This is a genomic window from Bacillus sp. C30, assembly GCF_040838255.1.
In the GTDB taxonomy this organism is placed as follows: Bacteria; Bacillota; Bacilli; order Bacillales; family Bacillaceae_G; genus Bacillus_A; species Bacillus_A mycoides.
On the sequence record NZ_JBFPJH010000024.1, the window covers coordinates 1 to 19,222 of the forward strand.

Sequence of the window (19,222 nt, forward strand, 5' to 3'; positions counted from 1 at the left end):
ATTCTAATGTTATAATTCAGAATTTTGTGGAAATTAACCAGTCGGAGTACTTATAATAAAAATAAAAAGATGATGAGATGGTGGAATGATGCAAAAGAAAAAATGTTTGCGTGAATTCTTTGAAATAATTGCAATTGCATGTTTATTAGTGTTTTTGGCAAAAATCTTTTTGTTTTTCCCTACGACTGTAAAAGGAGCATCGATGAGGCCGACGTTACAAGATGGAGATAAAGTAATTATTAATAAACTTGCAAAGAGATTTGAAAGTTATGAGAGAGAGGATATTATTGTCGTGAAGACAGATAATTTCTATGTGAAGAGAGTTATCGGATTACCAGGAGATGTAATTGAGATGAAGAATGATCAATTATATGTTAATCATCAAGTGAAAAATGAAGAGTATTTAAAGAATAATAAAAAACAGGCAGAAAAATTACTTATCAATTTAACTGAAGATTTTGGACCGATTACAATTCCTAAAAATAAAATTTTTGTGATGGGAGATAATCGTTTAGTTAGTAGGGATAGTAGGAACGGTTTAGGGCTCATTGATAGAACAGAAGTATTAGGAAAGTTCATGGCGATATATTATCCATTTGAACATGTGAAAATTGTAGATTAAAAATAAGAAAAACCAAGCGAATTAGTTGCTTGGTTTTTCTTATTTAAACAGTTGGTGTTTTATTTATTGTTTCTTGTGAAGCAATATGTTCATTATTTTGGTCGATATTTAACATGAATTTTCGTTGTAACAATTGCAATTTAAAGAGTGTTAAAGGATCATGATAAGTTTCTGGGTTTGTTCTTAGCTTTGTTAATGTTTGCTCATCTTCTTGTATTTCAAGTTGGGCCGCTTCTACGGTTTGTTTCAATATGCTAAGAGGGTCTTTAAAGAACATCATGATATCCCGTTCTAGCGCACCTTCAAATACTTCAAATTGAAGGAAGAATTGTTTTGAAATCATCTGAGCAACTTCTGTATAATCTTCTGTTTCAATATATTGTTTATATTTATTTGATAGCATAGATTGATTTTTTTGCATATTACCGAATAATTTCCCTGCACTCTTTAAGAAAAATTGTGTCGGTGTAAAGCGTAATAAAATATTGATGTTAGCTACTGTAATTCTATTCGTCATTCTTGCAACATCTCTATCCCAGTCATCTAGTAATTTGAAATCACAAGGAAGTTTAATACGCTCTTCCTCATAGAGCTTATTAAAGGTATCGCTCATTTCATCTAAATAAGCTTGAGCTTGAATGAATTCATTATGAGCAGTTTCAATCCATTCTTGAATAGACCCAGTAAATTTAGGAAGAAGCACTTGCTGTACATGTTTTTGAATTCTTTCATTCATTGCTACATTTAGTTCTTCATGGACCAGTTTGAAATCACTATCTTCTTGAACGAGGTCAGAGCAACTCTGCAACAATTCAGGAATTTGAGAATGTATATCCTGCGTAATCTCTTCTTTCGTTAAGAGATAAGATTCTGTAATAGAACGAATTTTATCTTTTTGAATGGCAGTAAGATTATTAATAAAACCATCAAGTTTTACTAAAATATGTTTATTCCAGCGAACGGATTTCACTAACGTATTTTCTAATTCCACACGCTCATTTACAAGGTATGCAATTGTTTTTTGGATAAACCATAATAATTTTTCAATGCGTTCTTTTTCCACGTTACGCTTAGTAAGGTTAGAAAGAATAGAGTCTGTTACGTTACCTAGCTGTTCACTACTCTCTTGTGAAGGAGAGTAAGGGAAAAAGTGTGCTTCTGGGAAATGTACGAGTATTTTCTTTTTAATGCTGTTCGTGATATTTTCACTAGTATTCGTATCAATTGTTTGTAAGACGAATTTAATTTGTAAATTTGGTACTTGCTCACGAATATATAATAATGTATCGAGCTCTTCATCATGTAATGGTGAAGCTGAATTTAGGACATAGATGAGACTATCTGCTGCCTGTAAGTATTCAAAGTGAGAGCTGTTTTTGTCAAGTTGTCCATGCACAGTAGGTGTGACAAGGAATGAAAACTTATTTTTTCGTAAAAATCTACTTGGTAATTTAACTTCAATACATTTTCTTTCTAGTTTTGACTGAGAAGGTACCGCTAGTATGTTATGAAGTTCGTCAAAGTTTGGTATATTTCGTATATCTAGTTCTGTAAGCTCAGTTATTTCAGTTTGACTATCATCTTTAAATGTAATTGAAGTTGTTATAGCCTCATTTAATATATTTTCTCCTAGTATAGAGTTAATAAAGGCTGATTTATCATAATCGCTAGCTCCTGCTACTAGAAGTTGTGTAACAGTTAAATCGTATAACTCACGAACAAGTAGTGTGAATTGATGACCTAAATCTACATCATTCTTCTCAGCCCATACAGCAATCGTTTCAAATAATGCTGATACGTCTGCCATATCAACATTTGCATGAGCTGATGCATTTGAAAGTAAGGCACCTGCGCTTTTTACGAGTAATGATTCTAGAGTTGTCGGTGAAACTTCATTCCATGCTAATACTGCTGCGGAGACAAGTAAAGAATCTTCCGCTCTCATTAAACTAAACCAATTTGTTAATAAATCTGGTACAAGTCCTTGTAATTCGTGCATGAAATGTTGTCCAGTAATCAATTCGAAGTACGTCTCTTGATAGCGAGTAGAAATTTCATTCCAATCGTCATGAGCATCTACTTCAACATGTAAGAATAGGTGATTTATTGTTTGAATCCAAGGGAGATGGAATGATTCATTTTCATAGCTGTTCCAAAGTGAGATAACAAGCTCTTTAAATTGAACTTGATCAATTGTATATAAGGCTTTTAAAGATTCATAGAAATACTCAGGTTTAATTTTTTTAGTAAAGCCTCTGTTCACATAATTGATTAAAGTATCGAACCAGTGTAATGATTTTGTTCGAATTCCTTCTTGAACAGCGAGTTCAATAGCATTATTCCAATCTTCTTGTTTTTCATAGAACGATCGAGCGATTGCAGTAATATTTGGATAGTCTGGTTGAAATGCAACAGCCTCGCTAATCGTCTTAAATGCTAGTCCTAAACGATTTTGCTCTATATAAAGGGAAAGAAGTTGTAGGGAAACTTCCATTGTAAGAGTTGTATCTTCTGTTTGGATAGATGTATAAATTTCTTCTGCTTTTGGCAAGAAATCTAATTCGAAATAAGCATCTGCAATATTCTTCATAGCCCAGAGAGCAAGTTCATTATTTACTTTCTCCCATTTGAATATAGCGGCTTCAAAGTCGTTAGTTTGAAAATAAACTTCACCTTGTGCAAAGCGAATATTAGATATATTGGAGAATTCATTTTTTGATTCATTTATATATGCTTCACCGAGTACTTCCGCTACCGGAATGGAAGAGTCTTCTGTTAAAAATGTTTTATAGTAAATCTTTTGGATAAATTGTTTTTCAATGGTCATGTTCGTTCCCCCTGTATAATTTAGAAAAATGATGTTGTATGTAAAAGGGTGCATGTTACTCTAATAGGTAGAAGTTGCATTATATAGACCAAACTATGTTTTTGCTAGATATATCATTTTTCTTGAGAGTTAAACCGTTGCAAAAAGTAACTTCCCTTTATTGTAACAAAAAAATAAGCCTATGAATTTTTATTTTTTTATCTCGCTATTTATAGGAAGTAAGACTCCTACTCCAAAATTGAGCGAATGCAAGGAAGTTAAGTGGGAGCCCTGCTGCCCGTAAAATCCCGATTGGTTCAGGCTAATAATCAGTGGGGATGGATAAAAAACCACTGATTAAATCTCTATTTAAGGAATGGAATAGAAGTAGAGTTCATTATAAAAACAATGTATAGTGAATATGTATACCATGTTTGTCTTAAAGATAGAATGGGCACAATATGGGATAACGATCGTGTATAGGATGTGTCTTCCGAATGGAACAACATATTGGCGAGTTAATCGCACATTATGGATATTTTGGAATTATTATAGCTTTAGCTGGCGGGATTGTTGGATTACCTATACCGGATGAGTTTTTATTGACTTTTATTGGATATAACATTTCAAAAGGAGTTATGTCAGGAACAGCTGCTTTTTTAAGTGGAATGGCAGGTGCAATGCTTGGCATTACATTAAGTTACATATTAGGTTTAAAACTTGGGCTCCCTGTTTTAAAAAAATATGGTCCGAAAGTTAGAATTAAGGAACATCATATTGAAAAAACACATATTTTATTTGAAAAATACGGTCCATTTCTTTTAATGATTGGCTACTTTATACCGGGAGTACGTCATTTAACAGCATATTTTGCTGGAGTTTCAAATTTAACATTGTGGCGATTTTGTTTGTATGCTTACGGTGGTGCACTAATTTGGATAAGTGTTTTTATTGGCTTAGGTTGGAAACTGGGAGAGAAGTGGCGCTTTGTTGAATATAGTTTACATCATTATGGAATATGGATTTTATTAGTTTCGGCAATTGTAATATTGATTGTGTGGATTTACATAAGGAAAAGACAAAACCGCTAATAATAGCGGTTTTTTTAGCTGAAAGCAATAAATAATACACCAGCTGTAATAAAGACTACACCAATACCGGTCATAAAGTTTAACTTTTCACCTAATATAATCATCGCGAGAATAATGGAAAATACTACACTTAATTTATCGATAGGTGCTACTTGTGAAACTTTTCCTGTTTTTAACGCAAGAAAATAAAATAGCCATGACGAAGCACCAGCGATTCCACTTAATGTGATAAATAGCAGTGCTTTTTTATTTAGGAGGACATCACCGATATTTTGAAATTTACCTTGTATAATAATAACTCCTACCATAAATAATGCCATAATAATAGAGCGAACCGTTGTTGCGACGTTGGCATCGATTCCATCTAAGCCAATCTTTCCGAAAATAGATACGAGGGCAGCAGCAATTGCTGATAATAGTGCGAATAATAGCCATGAACTCATAGTGAAACTCCTCCAATCTTACATTTTTATACATGAAAATCATTCTCATGTATAAAAAACGAAATAAACCCCCGCCCTATATTTTTAATAAGGTGGGGGTTTATTATACTACTCTGCTATTTCTTCATATAAAAAGTACGTTACATTATAAATATGCTCTACTTCATCGTCTGTCATAAATAATAATTCGTCACGTTCAATCCCTTTTTTCTTTTCAATAAACTCAATCATGTTTTTTCGTTCTTCTCTTTTCATCAATTTTAATTTCTCCCCTCAATCTGTTTTAATACAGTTTATTTAAGTTAATACTATTATATAACAGAATCTTTAGAAAGTTCCACCTATTTTATTGTTTTTTTCAGAAGAACCTTTCGACAAAACAAGCCCACCTAAGGGGGCTTGTTTTTATTTTATAGTCGTAAAAACTCGGGCTCGGTCGTACCAGCACCATCGATGTAATAAATTGTATCGGGATTGATTTTTATTAGTACGTAATTAGGGTCTTCCGCACCGAGTAACCAGCGTTTTAAGCTATTAGTCCAAAATTTGTTTTTTAATGTTTGATCTTCTTCGATGGAAGCTATACCTTCAACTTCAATGTAATCCTCATCTAATTTCTTTCCTTCACGTCCAAGTAGTACATGTACATTGGAATTGTTTTCAATATCTGTTATCTTTTTTGAATTTCGATCTGTTGCAACATATAGTACAAAATCTTCGTGGAAAAACATCATAAAGGCGCTATGTGGCTTATCGTTACGTACAGTAGATAATACACCAGTGCGTTGACCTTGAATAATAGTTGCGATTTTTTCTTTTAAGTGCATATTTTTAGCCTCTTTTCATAATTCATAATTTTTTCTGTCTGAACAAGATAATTTAAATATCTTTCATACTGTTTTCTTCAATCCGATTTTTTAAACGTAATTGTGATGAAATCGGACAAGTTAGGAGATGAATAATAATAATATCGAGGAGAAATACATACGATGGAAGGATGAAAAGCATGTTTAATAAAATATTTCTCATAGTAGCGCTTATAGGTGTACCACTTTCTGTAATCGGAAAAACACTTCATTGGCCACAAACTATTATGTTTGCTGTATACTGCATTACTATTATTGCATTAGCTGGTTTTATGGGGAGGGCGACAGAAAGTTTAGCAATTGTTTCTGGGCCTCGGATAGGTGGTTTATTAAATGCAACTTTCGGTAATGCCGTGGAACTTATCATTTCAATTTTTGCACTTCAGGCAGGATTAACAGAAGTTGTTTTAGCTTCCTTAACCGGTTCTGTACTTGGAAACTTATTACTGGTAGGAGGGTTATCCTTCTTTATAGGTGGCCTTAAGTATAAAAGACAAAGTTTCAATGTTTATGATGCAAGACATAATTCAGCTTTATTAATATTTGCTGTTGTCGTAGCCTTTGTTATTCCAGAGATTTTTTCAATGAAGATGGATGCTGGAAAGACGTATCAATTAAGTATTGGTGTTTCTATTATCATGATCATTATGTATCTTGCTGCATTGCTATTTAAGTTAGTTACGCACCGTGGTGTATATCAACATAAAAGTGATGAAGTAGCGCATGAGGAAGAGCCAGAGTGGTCCAAAGGTAAAGCGCTACTCATTTTAGCGATAGCAACACTTGCAGTTGCTTATGTGTCAGAGGCACTCGTACATACTTTTGAAACGGTCGCAAAGTCGTTTGGCTGGTCAGAGTTATTTATAGGGGTTATTATCGTTGCAATTGTTGGTAATGCAGCAGAACATGCATCTGCGATTATTATGGCATATAAAAATAAAGTAAATATCGCAGTAGAAATTGCAGTAGGTTCTACATTACAAATCGCCATGTTTGTTGCTCCTGTGTTAGTACTTCTTTCGATGCTTTTTGCACAAAAGATGCCTCTAGTATTTACAATACCAGAACTTGTTTCTATGATTACAGCTGTTTTCTTAACTATCGCCATTTCAAATGATGGGGATACAAACTGGTTTGAAGGAGGCACTTTATTAGCTGCGTATGTCATTATGGGAATTGGTTTTTATTTATTATGAAAAATAGGGATAACAATGCTTCAGAGGGAAAACACTAAATACAGTAATTTATATACCTTTACATAGGAAGGAGCCAGACAGGTGAAACGAGTATACAGCATATGTCTTTCAACCATGGTCTCGTTTATTTTATTATTTCCTAACAGTAGTTTTGCAAAGACAACGGTAGAAGTAAAAATGCCTTCATCTGTTTTAAATATTTCAAAGGATAATACATTTCCAAATGACGCACAAGATTTACCGCGTTTACAGCCAAGTAAGTTTGCGCAAGAACTATTGAAAACAGCAAATATCAAAATTGAAAACCCCGATTTAATTCGAATGTTTAACGAAACAACAATTTCGAATGCACCGCTTGCAGTAGGATACCGAGCGAAAATTTATTTAGGTCAATGGGCATTAAATTATGAGTCGATAGACACATCGATTAATTGGGAATATAAGCAAGTAAATCGAAATGTATATGATAATCGCGGAGGTGATCGCTTATACCCACTTCGCTATAAGCAAGAAACCCAAAAGACAATCGAAGGCGATTTAACAGCAGATATGAAAGATGCTACAGATGTGAAAACAATGATGCTTCTAAAAGCGCTTGAAAAAGTACAATTGCCACTTTCATTTAAAACGACAATTGGTTATGGTACCGGACATGAGCGCGTTTATAATATTAGTCCAAGTCAACTTGGATATTTATATGCGTATACACCAGCAGTAAATGAAAAAGGAAAAGTAACATTTGGAGAAGTCTACCTTGTGTTAAAAGGGAATCAAAAAAGGCTTGTCGTGAAAAATATTACATCTCAAGGAATCGGAGCTGCTATTCCAATTCATGATCATTTATTTTTCAAATTTGTTTCTTCATCGCATGCACAATGAAATAAAAAACGTCAGCCTATAAGCTGACGTTTTTTATTTATCCCGCTATTTGCGGGCAGTAAAACTCCCACCTCAAAATTCGGCTGGAGCAAAGAAGTTAGGTGGGAGATCAACTGCCCGTAAACGCCCGATTGGTGTGGGCTAATAATCAGTGGGGGATGAACAAAACCCCCACTGATTAAAGTTTCACTTTATAACATAATGTTTGATGTTTTTGATAAGAAATCTTCTTTTGGATAGTAGCTATTTTTTACAAGAACATTTGGTCCAAGGCATTTCACGGCAGGACAATGGCAACTTAATGATTTTGCTGTTTTTGAGTCACACCATTTGTCGTAAGCTTCTTGTAGTGTATTTGTTTGTACATTACCTAGAAGCGGGACATCACCGAAGTCGGTCACGATAATATTTCCATCGAAAATATTTACGTTCAAACGAGAACGACCATCTGGATCATTGCGGACAGTTACATTTTTACTTTCATGTAATTTCTTTAGTGTAGCTACATCGTGTTCATTATCACTACATGCATAGAAAGGTAATGTTCCGAATAACATCCACACATTTTCATCACGGATCTCTAATAAATGTTCAACTGCATTTCGAATTTCTTCTTTTGTTAAAATTTCAAGTGTGCTAGCGAAGTCACTCGGATACATCGGGTGAACTTCATGACGTTTACAGCCCATTTCTTCAACGATTTGACGGTGAATATGTTCAATATGTGGTAGAGTTCGTTTGTTTAACATAGTTTCGGCTGATACGAGTACACCTGCCTCTGATAGAGCTTTACTATTTGTAATCATTCTTTCAAATAATTTAGCGCGCTGTTCATAAGTAGGCTTACGCTCCATCATTGCAAATCCGCCTTCAACGAAGTCATCGATTGTTCCCCAGTTATGTGAAATGTGCAATACATCTAAGTAGGGAATAATTTGTTCGTAACGTGCTAAATCTATAGTTAAGTTTGAGTTGATTTGAGTGCGAACGCCTCGTTCATGGGCGTATTTTAAGAGTGGTGTTACATAGTTGTCGACGGATTTTTTTGAAAGCATAGGTTCTCCGCCTGTAATACTTAAAGAACGTAAATGAGGAATCTCATCTAATCGTTTTAATAAAAGCTCCATCGGAAGCGGGTTTGGATCTTTCGGCTGTAATGTGTAACCAACAGCGCAATGCTCGCAACGCATATTGCATAACGTCGTCGTTGTAAACTCAACGTTTGTTAATAGTAGTTTGCCGTACTCTTCAAGGTCCATATACGCTTCCCATGGATCGTAAGAAGGAGTAATCGGCTTCATTATTTGTGATATCGTCATATGAAATACTCCTTTGACTATTGAAATAACAATTTGTCCATTCTCTATAATAGAAGAATATGTGCTTTTTATAAAGTGAAACTTTCTTGTGAAAAAAGAGAGAGGGCTTACATTATAATGAATTACTGTGAAAAAATTGATGAAATTACATGCCCATAGCAATCATTTTTGCGGTATAATAAAAGCAACTCGAATTAAAAGGAGAGTGCCTTCATGGGAAAAGCAATTCAAGGTAAAGATTCACAACTAGTATATTTGAAAGAACGTTTAAATATGTTCATTGAAGTAATTGATACGATTGAACCAGAAGAGGTAGAATTAGAGGATGTAGATCGTCTTCTTGCAATGTTAGATGAATTAGAACTGAAATGTGAGCAATTTAAAAAAGACGAATAATATATTAAAAAGGCTGCCACTACAAAATTGGCAGCCTTTTTCTGTACGGATAATAGAAGGCATATAGAAAAAAAGGTATAATCAAATTGTGAAAAATTTCATTTATACTTTAATAGCATGAAATAAATAAAAAGCTGAAGAGCATAACAATGGAATTTTCATCTCATAACGTTTTGGTAGCGTTCACAATTGAGGGGGAAGTACAATGGAAAAGCTTCAAGAAAGCATGTATCAACTAGTTGTTGAAACGTCAACGAACTTACCGAAGGATGTTCGTCGTGCGATTCAACAAGCGAAAGAGCGAGAAAATGCAGGGACTCGTTCAGCGATGGCACTTGGCACAATTACGAATAACATTAAAATGGCAGATGATAATATCTCGCCAATTTGCCAAGATACAGGGATGCCAACGTTTAAAATTTATACACCAGTTGGTGTGAATCAATTAAAACTGAAGGAAGCTATCTATAGTGCGCTTGAGCGGGCGACAAAAGATGGTAAACTTCGTCCAAACTCTGTTGATTCTCTTTTTGGAGACAATAGCGGAAACAATTTAGGACCAGGTACACCTGTTATTAAGTTTGAACAATGGGAAAAAGATTACATTGATGCACGTTTAATTTTAAAGGGCGGCGGTTGTGAGAATAAAAATATTCAATATAGCCTGCCTTGTGAAATAGAAGGACTTGGACGAGCTGGGCGTGATTTAGAAGGAATTCGTAAATGCCTTCTTCATGCAGTATATCAAGCGCAAGGTCAAGGGTGTAGCGCAGGAGTAATCGGCGTCGGTATCGGGGGAGACCGCACATCAGGTTACGAATTAGCAAAAAATCAATTATTCCGTACATTAGATGATGTAAATCCAGTTCCAGAATTACACAAGCTTGAAGAGTATGTATTAGAGAATGCGAATAAGCTTGGCATTGGTACGATGGGATTTGGCGGAGAAACAACTTTATTAGGTTGCAAAATTGGAGTATATAATCGTTTGCCAGCGAGCTTCTACGTATCTGTTGCGTATAATTGTTGGGCATATCGTCGTCTTGGTGTAACAATTCATCCTGAAACAGGTGAAATTATGGATTGGTTGTACCAGGAAGGTGAAGATACACTTCAGCAAGATGCTGCGCAAGAACAAACAGAGCAGCGTGAAATCGTATTACAAGCTCCAATTACAGAAGAGCAAATTCGTGAACTTCGTGTTGGTGATGTTGTTACAATTAACGGCATGATGTATACAGGACGTGATGCGATTCATAAACATTTAATGGATAACGATTGTCCAGTAGATTTAAAGGGACAAATTATTTATCATTGTGGTCCAGTTGTAGTGAAAGATGAAAATGATAATTGGCAAATTAAAGCGGCAGGTCCAACGACAAGTATTCGTGAAGAGCCATATCAAGGCGATATTATGAAAAAGTTCGGTATTCGTGCTGTAATTGGTAAAGGTGGTATGGGTGCTAAAACATTAGCAGCTTTAGAAGAACACGGTGGTGTGTACTTAAATGCAATTGGTGGTGCAGCGCAATATTATGCTGAATGTATTAAAGAAGTGAAAGATGTTGATTTCTTACAATTCGGTATCCCAGAGGCAATGTGGCATTTACGTATCGATGGTTTTAAAGCAGTTGTAACGATGGATTCTCATGGTAAAAGTCTACATGCTGATGTTGATAAAACATCACTTGAAAAATTGGCGAGCTTTAAAGAACCTGTATTTAAGTAAAGAGAAGTGCATCTCGAATTATTCGAGGTGCATTTTTTTGGTATATATAGAAAAACATGTTCAGCATGAAAGAAAGCAGGGAAACAGAAACTACAGGTACGATTATATATGGAAAGGAGACTATTTATGAAATATAAATGGTTATATATAGGTCTCATTTTTTCAATTATGATGGCACTTGTTCCAGTTTCAACATTTGCTTATACGAATACACCACATAACTGGGGAATCCCACGTCCTAAAAATGAAACGGTGCCAGATGCAGGGAAACTATATACAGAATTACTACAAAAAAATGGTGGGTTTTATTTAGGAGATACGAAGAAAAAAGATATTTATTTAACATTTGATAATGGATACGAAAATGGATATACAGGAAAGATTTTAGATGTACTGAAGGAGAAAAAAGTACCAGCAACTTTCTTTGTGACGGGACATTATATAAAAACACAAAAAGATTTATTATTAAGAATGAAAAATGAAGGACATATTATTGGTAATCATTCTTGGAGTCATCCAGATTTTACAACAGTAAATGATGCAAAACTTCGTGAAGAATTAACGAGCGTAACGGAAGAGATTAAAAAAGTTACTGGGCAAAAAGAAGTGAAATATGTACGCCCTCCGCGAGGCGTGTTTAGTGAAAGAACGCTAGCGCTTACGAAAGACATGGGATATTATAACGTGTTTTGGTCGCTTGCATTTCTTGATTGGAAAGTAGATCAGCAAAGAGGATGGCAATACGCTCATAATAATGTAATGACTATGATTCATCCAGGATCTGTTTTGTTACTTCATGCAATATCAAAAGATAATGCAGAAGCACTTGCGAAAATCATTGATGATTTGCGCGAGAAAGGGTATCATTTTAAAAGCCTAGATGATTTAGTAAAAAGCAATCAACCGTAAGCATGTATGCTTGCGGTTTTCTCATGCTATAATGATGTGTAAAAAGGATGGGGAAACGTATGTGGAGCGAACATGTTACGTTAGAATATCCGTACCATTTTGAGGAAGTACTAAAGCGTTTATCTTTCGACCCGTTAAACGTTATTCAATTAGACGAGAAAGTAATTTATGTCCCGCTTTTTATAGACGAAGAACAGATTGTTGTTCGTTTGCAAGGGATTGGTACTGTTCAAAATCCACAGTTTTGGATCTCTAGTCAGGCAGGAGATCAAGAGAAAGTAATGAAACGAATGAGATCCATTTTTCACTGGAATGAACCGTTTCAAAATATACAAAATCATTTTTTAAACACATCATTACGTCCACTATTTGAAACATATGCTTATACTCCAATTATTTTAGAATTTGATTATTTCGCTTGTCTTCTTCGCTGTATTATTCATCAACAAATAAATTTGAAATTTGCTACTGTGCTAACAGATCAATTTGTAAAACGATATGGGACAGAGAAGAACGGCGTTTTCTTTTTCCCAACACCAGAAAGAGTAGCAAACATTTCAATAGAAGAATTGAGAGAGCAGAAGTTTAGTCAGCGAAAAGCCGAATATATAGTAGGATTAGCAAAACATATTGTAGGCGGTAAATTAGATTTAGCAAGGATACAAAACGAAACAGAAGAAGAAGTATCGGCACAATTGTTACCAATAAGGGGTATTGGAGCATGGACAGTGCAAAACTTTTTAATGTTTGGGCTTGGTCGGAAAAATATGTTTCCAAAAGCAGACATTGGAATTCAGCGCGCAGTGCAAGGTGTATTTCAATTAGATAATAAGCCTGATGATGCATTTTTAGAAAAAGTGAAACAAGAGTGTGAACCATATTGCAGTTATGCAGCGTTATATTTATGGAAAAGTATAGAGTAGAGGTGTAATAATGATACAAAAGCAACAAGAGAGTAAGTTGGAAGTTGGTCAAACGTTTCCTGTGACAATTAAACGTCTTGGGATTAACGGAGAAGGCGTTGGTTATTTTAAGAGACAAGTTGTTTTCATTCCAGGGGCATTACCAGGAGAAGAAGTTGTTGCTGAAGCAACGAAAATTCAGCGTGGCTTCGCTGAAGCGAAAGTGAAAAAAGTTCGTAAATCCTCACCACATCGTGTGAAAGCACCATGTTCAGTATATGAGGAGTGTGGTGGCTGTCAATTGCAGCATTTAGATTATAAAGAACAATTAAATCAAAAGCGTGATATCGTTGTACAAGCATTTGAGAAGTACATGAATAACAGTCTGGAAGAGAAAATTCGTCCGACGCTTGGTATGGAAAATCCATGGCATTATCGTAATAAAAGTCAATTGCAAGTGGGGCGTAAAGACGAAAAGGTTATTACAGGGTTATATAAGCAAAACTCACATCAGTTAATTGATATTTCTCATTGCATGATTCAGCATAAAGCAACGAATGAAGCGACAAAAGTTGTAAGACGTATATTAGAAAAATTAAATGTTTCTATTTACAATGAGAAAAAACAAAAAGGTTTAGTACGCACAATTGTGACACGTACTGCAGTTCAAACAGGGGAAGTGCAAGTCACACTTATTACAACAAAAGAAGAATTACCAAATAAAGATCAATTTATCGCAGAAGTGCAAAAACAAATGCCAAGTGTTAAATCAATTATGCAAAACGTAAACTGGCGTAAAACATCTGTTATTTTCGGTGATAAAACATTTAAATTAGCTGGAAAAGAAGTAATTCAAGAAACACTAGGTGATTTATCATTTGAATTATCAGCACGCGCATTCTTCCAATTAAATCCAGAACAAACAGTTGTTTTATACGATGAAGCGAAAAAAGCAGCTGCTTTAACAGGAAACGAGAAGATTGTGGATGCGTATTGTGGTGTCGGTACGATTGGACTTTGGCTTGCGAATGATGCAGCGGAAGTACGTGGTATGGATGTAATTCCAGAAGCGATTGAAGATGCAAAGAAAAATGCAAAACGCCACGGATTCACAAATGCAAAGTATGAAGCTGGTAAAGCGGAACAATGGTTACCAAAGTGGGTAAAAGAAGGCTGGCGTCCAGATGTCATTGTTGTCGACCCACCGCGTACAGGTTGTGATGATAAATTACTTGAAACGATTTTAAAAGTGAAACCGAAACAAGTTGTTTACGTGTCTTGTAACCCTTCCTCATTAGCACGTGATGTGGAAACATTAATGGAGAGCTATGAAGTGGAGTATGTACAACCAGTTGATATGTTCCCGCATACTGCGCATGTAGAAAATGTAGTGAAACTTGTTAGAAAGTAACATTCAATAAGGATATGTCCCTCACAAAGCAGGAGCTATGTGAGGGTATATTTTATTTAGCGAATGGAAGTAAGGAGAATATAATGAACAATTATAAATTGACGATTCAATATGATGGTGCGCGTTATAAAGGGTGGCAACGTCTTGGTAATAATGACAATACGATTCAGGGGAAAATCGAAAGTATAATATCTGAAATGGTCGGAAAAGAAATTGAAATTATCGGCTGTAGTAGAACGGATGCTGGTGTACACGCTTTGAATCAAGTAGCTAACTTTCAAAGTGATGAGAAGTTAGTAGAACATAAAGTAAAAAAGTATTTAAATCAATATTTACCAAATGATATTAGTATTACGAGTGTAGAAGAAGTACCAGATCGTTTCCATGCTCGTTACAATTCTAAAGCAAAAACATATCTTTATAAAATTTGGAATGAAGAGCATACGAACCCATTTATGCGTAAATACAGCATGCACGTGAATAAACAATTAAATGTGAAAAGCATGAAAGAAGCTGCGAAACATTTAGTTGGTTCACATGACTTCACTGCCTTTTCAAATGCAAAGTCTAAGAAAAAATCTATGGTTCGAGAAGTGTATACACTTGATGTTTCCGAAGAATCAGGATTTGTACAAATTAGAGTAAGTGGTAACGGATTCCTTCATAACATGGTGCGGAAAATTGTTGGAGCATTAATTGAAGTTGGATTAGGGCAATTAGAGGCGGACGCAATTCCAAACATTTTAGAGGAAAAACAACGTAATCAAATTAATTGTCTTGCTGAGGCGAGTGGATTGTATTTGGAGAATGTTGAATTTTAATAATAAGTAAAAAAATCGAGCTGATAAGGCTCGATTTTTTTGCACTCTGAAATTAAGAAGATTTCTCTTTCTTCATACGTAGCTTCAAATTCCAAAAAGCAGCAAGCATAATAGCTGCAAAGGAGCCGCTAATTGTGCCTAAGAGCTTTGCATGAGGAAAGCTGCTCATATCAATGAATAGCATTATACATAGAATGGTAGGGAAAAGACCTAAGTAGTGTAATAACTTCAACTTCTTATCATTACTCATATACATTGCCCCTTTCTAGCATATTATACGTTTATTATAACATATTTTACCAGTTTCTTTGCGCTTGGAGAAAGATTCATTTCATATGTGTAAGTGCAATTTTTTAATTCGATATTGTAAGTTTTGTCTACTCAATCCTAAAAATTTTGCGGCTTGTGAGATATTACCTTTATTTTCTTTAAGAATTTGATGGATATATTTCTTTTCCACTTCTTCGATTATACGTTTTAAAGTTTGTGGCGTATCAGTATTGTGACTAGTTAGCGGAGTCTGCATATTCAGTTCCTTTTTTGCTAGTTCGCGAAAGTGCGTTGGCATATGGAACGCTGTAATGATATCTTCATCTTCTATTAAGTTCATGGAGCCTTCAATTATATGTTCTAGTTCTCTCACATTACCAGGCCAATCGTATTTATAGAAGAAGTTATTTACGTTTAAATCTACATCTTTTACGCTAAGATCAAATTGGATATTGTATTTTTCAATAAAGTGTTGAACAAGATATGCAATATCTTCTTTTCGTTCCCGTAAAGGTGGAAGACATAAAGTAACAACGCTTAATCGGTAATATAAGTCTTGTCTTAATCGATTGTGTGCTATGGCTTCAAGAGGATCTTCATTAATAGTTGCTATAATACGAACATCAATTTCTTTTTCTTGTGTGCCTCCGATTCTTCGTATTGTTTTTTCTTGTATAGCCCGCAGCAATTTAGCTTGAAGTGCTGGGCTTAATGAGTTGATTTCATCTAATAACAAAGTTCCCCCATTTGCCTCTTCAAATAAACCAGGTTTATCTATTGCTCCTGTAAAAGCACCTCGATTTGTACCAAATAGTAAACTTTCCATTAAGGTTTCTGGTATAGCGGCACAGTTTTGCGAAATAAATGGTTTTGTTGAACGCTGGCTTTCATTATGGATGCTTTGCGCAAATAGCTCTTTACCGGTCCCTGTTTCCCCGATGATAAGTATGGAGGATGGCGTACGTATTACTTCTCTTTGCTTCTGTAATGACCGATTGAATAGCTCTAGAATCACCAATTATGTGATCAAAGGTAAACTTAGTATTTTGTTTTCGAGAAAGGTTCGTTTTCATTGTTTGCTTTAAATGACTAATCTCTTTTGAAATTTCAATAGCGCCTTTAATTTTTCCATTTTCTATTATAGGAAAAGTATCGTTAATCGTCGTAATCTCTTGTCCTTTATTGTTAAAATACGTTTGTTTTATATTTTTGTTTGTTTTTCCAAGTTTTAAAGCCTCTATAAGAGTACTATTTTTATTTTCTTCAAATGCAAATACTTCTAAAGGATTTTTATCTAGCACATCTAAGCGATCCATTGATTCAATTTCCATCATTTTACGGTTATAGATAATCGTTTTACTTTCCTCATTAATAATATGGATCCCAATATCTAGTTCATTGAGTAAAGTTTCGTATAGCACATTCATTTCAATAATCTTTTTAAAATTGATTTCTTCTGTATGCATGTATTATCTTCTCCTCGTTATACCCTATGAAGACTGACTTTTTATAATTTTATTAAAATTCTTATAAAATCGCAAAATTTTTTTGCTATTTTCTCTTAAAAATTTTCAAATGATAGAAAATTTTTGCGGTTATGCAGATTTTTTTCGTAAGAAATACTAATTTTACATAGGTATTGAGGTTGGTACGTATTTTGCATGAATAGTAGTTAAGATCTCTAAATTTAAAGAGTAGGGGGATTATGAATCTTTATAGTGTATGCAACGTTTCAGTTTCAATTAATAAGAGGGAGGAATTTATAAAGTGAAGACGGTTATAGAAGGCGTGTATAGTCCTTGTTACGGGAAAGTAGAGAAATTATTTGTTACTGAAAGTTCTTACGTATATGAGTGGGAAAAATTAGCGTTAATTGAAACAATAGATAAGCAGCAGGTGGAAATTAAAGTGGGAATCAGTGGTTATATCGAATCATTAGAAGTGGTAGAAGGACAAGCTATCGCTGATCAAAAACTATTAATAACAGTGAGGGATGACCTTTTAATAACAGGTAGTGATTAATATAAGTAGTATGTATTTTTGCTCTTTTAAATAATTATTTTTACTATGAAGAATTTTAAAAACGCTTACATTAAATGGGTTTGCAAAGTGAAAAGGGGGGATTTATATGATGGATCAAAACCAGGGATTAAAAAGAGAATTGAAAAGTCGGCACATATTTATGATTGCACTCGGAGGGGTTATTGGTACTGGGCTTTTTTTAGGATCCAGTTATACAATTCATGAAGCTGGACCTGGAGGAGCGATTGTAGCGTATCTTGTTGGTGGGTTTGTTATGTATTTGACGATGCTCTGCCTTGGAGAGTTAGCGGTTGCGATGCCTGATGCAGGATCGTATCAAACATATGCTACAAAACATATTTCACCTGCAGCGGGTTATGTAGTGGGATGGATGTCGTGGCTAAACTGGACGGCTACGATAGGCATTGAATTAATTGCAGTTAGTATATTAATGAAACGTTGGTTTCCAGATGTATCATCATGGATTTGGTGCGTAGTGTTTGCCGTATTGCTCTTTGTTATTAATGCGTTATCTTCAAGAAGTTTTGCGGAGGTTGAATTCTGGTTTGCAAGTATTAAAGTAATTACAATTATTGCATTTATCATTTTGGGCGGGGCAGCAATGTTTGGTTTTTTAGATATGAAAGGAAATGAACCAGCGCCGATGTTTTCTAGCTTTACTGATTATGGTGGATTGTTCCCAAATGGGTTATCAGCCATTTTAATTACGATGATTGCAGTTAATTTTTCCTTCCAAGGAACAGAACTAGTTGGTATTGCAGCTGGTGAGAGTGAAAATCCAGAGAAAACTATCCCGAAGGCAATTAATAATACAGTTTGGCGCATACTTATTTTCTTTGTACTATCTATTTTTATTCTTGCGGGACTATTTCCTTGGCAGCAAGCAGGAGTGATAGAAAGTCCATTCGTAGTTGTATTTGATAAAATTGGTATTCCTTATGCGGCTGATATTATAAATTTCGTTATTATTACAGCTGTACTATCAGTTGCGAATTCAGGATTATATGCAACTTCCCGTATGCTATGGTCTATGTCTAATCAAGGAATGATTAGCCCGATTTTTGGTAAGTTATCTAAAAACGGTGTTCCTATTTATGCATTGATTGTAAGTACGTTTGTAGGGTGTCTCTCATTACTATCAGGTATTTATGCGGAAGATACAGTTTATTTATGGCTTCTTTCTATTGCTGGGTTTGGAGCGATATTAGTTTGGGCATCTATTGCTTTATCTAACCTATTAGCTAGAAGGACATACGTGAAGCAAGGGGGAGATATTAAGGATTTGAAATTTAAAACACCACTGTATCCATTTGTTCCAATTCTTGCTTTAGTGTTAAATTTAACAGTAATTGTAGCTATGGCTTTTATTCCAGAACAAAGAATGGCATTGTATTGTGGTATTCCATTTATGATTGTTTGTTTACTGTTTTATCGTGCTACTAGAAATAAGAGAAGTAAAGTAGAACATACTGAAAAGACAAATACAACCGAATTAGAAAGTTTATAATAGTGATTAATT

The 19,222-nt window shown here is 34.7% G+C and carries 18 protein-coding genes and 1 pseudogene; 12 read left to right on the top strand and 7 right to left on the bottom strand.

Translation table 11 applies throughout. From position 1 onward, the window contains the following. Positions 1-85: 85 nt before the first annotated feature. A complete protein-coding gene (gene lepB, locus AB3X49_RS04975; protein WP_002029576.1) occupies positions 86-622 on the top strand; it encodes a signal peptidase I in 537 nt (178 codons plus the stop codon). A 43-nt stretch (positions 623-665) separates the two neighbouring features. Here lepB and AB3X49_RS04980 read toward each other — a convergent pair whose 3' ends face one another. Continuing rightward, entirely contained in the window at positions 666-3,449 is a 2,784-nt protein-coding gene (locus tag AB3X49_RS04980) for a tetratricopeptide repeat protein (RefSeq protein WP_002125014.1), read from the bottom strand. A 476-nt stretch (positions 3,450-3,925) separates the two neighbouring features. Here AB3X49_RS04980 and AB3X49_RS04985 point away from each other — a divergent pair, with 476 nt between their 5' ends. Continuing rightward, positions 3,926-4,519 carry a DedA family protein gene (locus AB3X49_RS04985; protein ID WP_367960771.1) on the top strand — a complete coding sequence of 198 codons (594 nt, stop codon included), beginning with the start codon at positions 3,926-3,928 and terminating at the stop codon, positions 4,517-4,519. 14 nt (positions 4,520-4,533) lie between these two features. Here AB3X49_RS04985 and AB3X49_RS04990 read toward each other — a convergent pair whose 3' ends face one another. The 3 genes from AB3X49_RS04990 to AB3X49_RS05000 all read right to left on the bottom strand — a co-directional run bounded on the left by AB3X49_RS04990 (position 4,534) and on the right by AB3X49_RS05000 (position 5,789). Next, a complete protein-coding gene (locus tag AB3X49_RS04990) occupies positions 4,534-4,962 on the bottom strand; it encodes an EamA family transporter (protein ID WP_002029573.1) in 429 nt (142 codons plus the stop codon). A gap of 108 nt (positions 4,963-5,070) precedes the next feature. Beyond that, positions 5,071-5,220, bottom strand: a complete 150-nt coding sequence (locus tag AB3X49_RS04995; RefSeq protein WP_000977681.1) for a BH0509 family protein — start codon at positions 5,218-5,220, stop codon at positions 5,071-5,073. 152 nt (positions 5,221-5,372) lie between these two features. After that, complete coding sequence (locus AB3X49_RS05000; RefSeq protein ID WP_367960773.1) at positions 5,373-5,789, bottom strand: pyridoxamine 5'-phosphate oxidase family protein; 417 nt, start codon at positions 5,787-5,789, stop codon at positions 5,373-5,375. Positions 5,790-5,968: 179 nt separating this feature from the next. Between AB3X49_RS05000 and cax the strand changes: the two genes are divergently transcribed. Continuing rightward, positions 5,969-7,024 (top strand): calcium/proton exchanger, encoded by a 1,056-nt coding sequence (gene cax, locus AB3X49_RS05005; protein WP_002125016.1) that lies wholly within the window; start codon positions 5,969-5,971, stop codon positions 7,022-7,024. A gap of 81 nt (positions 7,025-7,105) precedes the next feature. Then, positions 7,106-7,903 (top strand): YfkD famly protein, encoded by a 798-nt coding sequence (locus AB3X49_RS05010; protein ID WP_367960775.1) that lies wholly within the window; start codon positions 7,106-7,108, stop codon positions 7,901-7,903. Positions 7,904-8,094: 191 nt separating this feature from the next. Here AB3X49_RS05010 and yfkAB read toward each other — a convergent pair whose 3' ends face one another. Beyond that, positions 8,095-9,222 carry a radical SAM/CxCxxxxC motif protein YfkAB gene (gene yfkAB / locus AB3X49_RS05015; protein ID WP_367960777.1) on the bottom strand — a complete coding sequence of 376 codons (1,128 nt, stop codon included), beginning with the start codon at positions 9,220-9,222 and terminating at the stop codon, positions 8,095-8,097. A 213-nt stretch (positions 9,223-9,435) separates the two neighbouring features. Here yfkAB and AB3X49_RS05020 point away from each other — a divergent pair, with 213 nt between their 5' ends. The 6 genes from AB3X49_RS05020 to truA all read left to right on the top strand — a co-directional run bounded on the left by AB3X49_RS05020 (position 9,436) and on the right by truA (position 15,390). After that, positions 9,436-9,618, top strand: a complete 183-nt coding sequence (locus AB3X49_RS05020; protein ID WP_002010264.1) for an SE1561 family protein — start codon at positions 9,436-9,438, stop codon at positions 9,616-9,618. A 205-nt stretch (positions 9,619-9,823) separates the two neighbouring features. After that, positions 9,824-11,347, top strand: a complete 1,524-nt coding sequence (fumA, locus tag AB3X49_RS05025) for a class I fumarate hydratase (protein ID WP_002091168.1) — start codon at positions 9,824-9,826, stop codon at positions 11,345-11,347. A 126-nt stretch (positions 11,348-11,473) separates the two neighbouring features. Then, entirely contained in the window at positions 11,474-12,256 is a 783-nt protein-coding gene (gene pdaA / locus AB3X49_RS05030; RefSeq protein ID WP_002029593.1) for a delta-lactam-biosynthetic de-N-acetylase, read from the top strand. Between the two features lie 59 nt (positions 12,257-12,315). Beyond that, positions 12,316-13,179, top strand: a complete 864-nt coding sequence (locus AB3X49_RS05035; RefSeq protein ID WP_002125025.1) for a DNA-3-methyladenine glycosylase family protein — start codon at positions 12,316-12,318, stop codon at positions 13,177-13,179. Between the two features lie 10 nt (positions 13,180-13,189). Next, positions 13,190-14,569 (top strand): 23S rRNA (uracil(1939)-C(5))-methyltransferase RlmD, encoded by a 1,380-nt coding sequence (gene rlmD / locus AB3X49_RS05040; RefSeq protein WP_002029595.1) that lies wholly within the window; start codon positions 13,190-13,192, stop codon positions 14,567-14,569. Positions 14,570-14,652: 83 nt separating this feature from the next. Continuing rightward, entirely contained in the window at positions 14,653-15,390 is a 738-nt protein-coding gene (gene truA / locus AB3X49_RS05045; RefSeq protein ID WP_002125027.1) for a tRNA pseudouridine(38-40) synthase TruA, read from the top strand. A 52-nt stretch (positions 15,391-15,442) separates the two neighbouring features. Here truA and AB3X49_RS05050 read toward each other — a convergent pair whose 3' ends face one another. Together AB3X49_RS05050 and AB3X49_RS05055 are read right to left on the bottom strand one after the other, a co-directional pair. After that, complete coding sequence (locus tag AB3X49_RS05050; RefSeq protein ID WP_002140273.1) at positions 15,443-15,640, bottom strand: hypothetical protein; 198 nt, start codon at positions 15,638-15,640, stop codon at positions 15,443-15,445. Positions 15,641-15,721: 81 nt separating this feature from the next. Further along, positions 15,722-17,126 (bottom strand): annotated as a pseudogene (locus AB3X49_RS05055) (sigma-54 interaction domain-containing protein). A gap of 301 nt (positions 17,127-17,427) precedes the next feature. On the opposite strand from AB3X49_RS05055, the gene AB3X49_RS05060 reads away from it, so the two are divergent. Together AB3X49_RS05060 and AB3X49_RS05065 are read left to right on the top strand one after the other, a co-directional pair. Continuing rightward, positions 17,428-17,682, top strand: a complete 255-nt coding sequence (locus AB3X49_RS05060) for a biotin/lipoyl attachment domain-containing protein (RefSeq protein WP_002010281.1) — start codon at positions 17,428-17,430, stop codon at positions 17,680-17,682. 106 nt (positions 17,683-17,788) lie between these two features. Further along, complete coding sequence (locus AB3X49_RS05065) at positions 17,789-19,210, top strand: amino acid permease (protein ID WP_002125032.1); 1,422 nt, start codon at positions 17,789-17,791, stop codon at positions 19,208-19,210. The last annotated feature ends 12 nt before the right edge of the window (positions 19,211-19,222 follow it).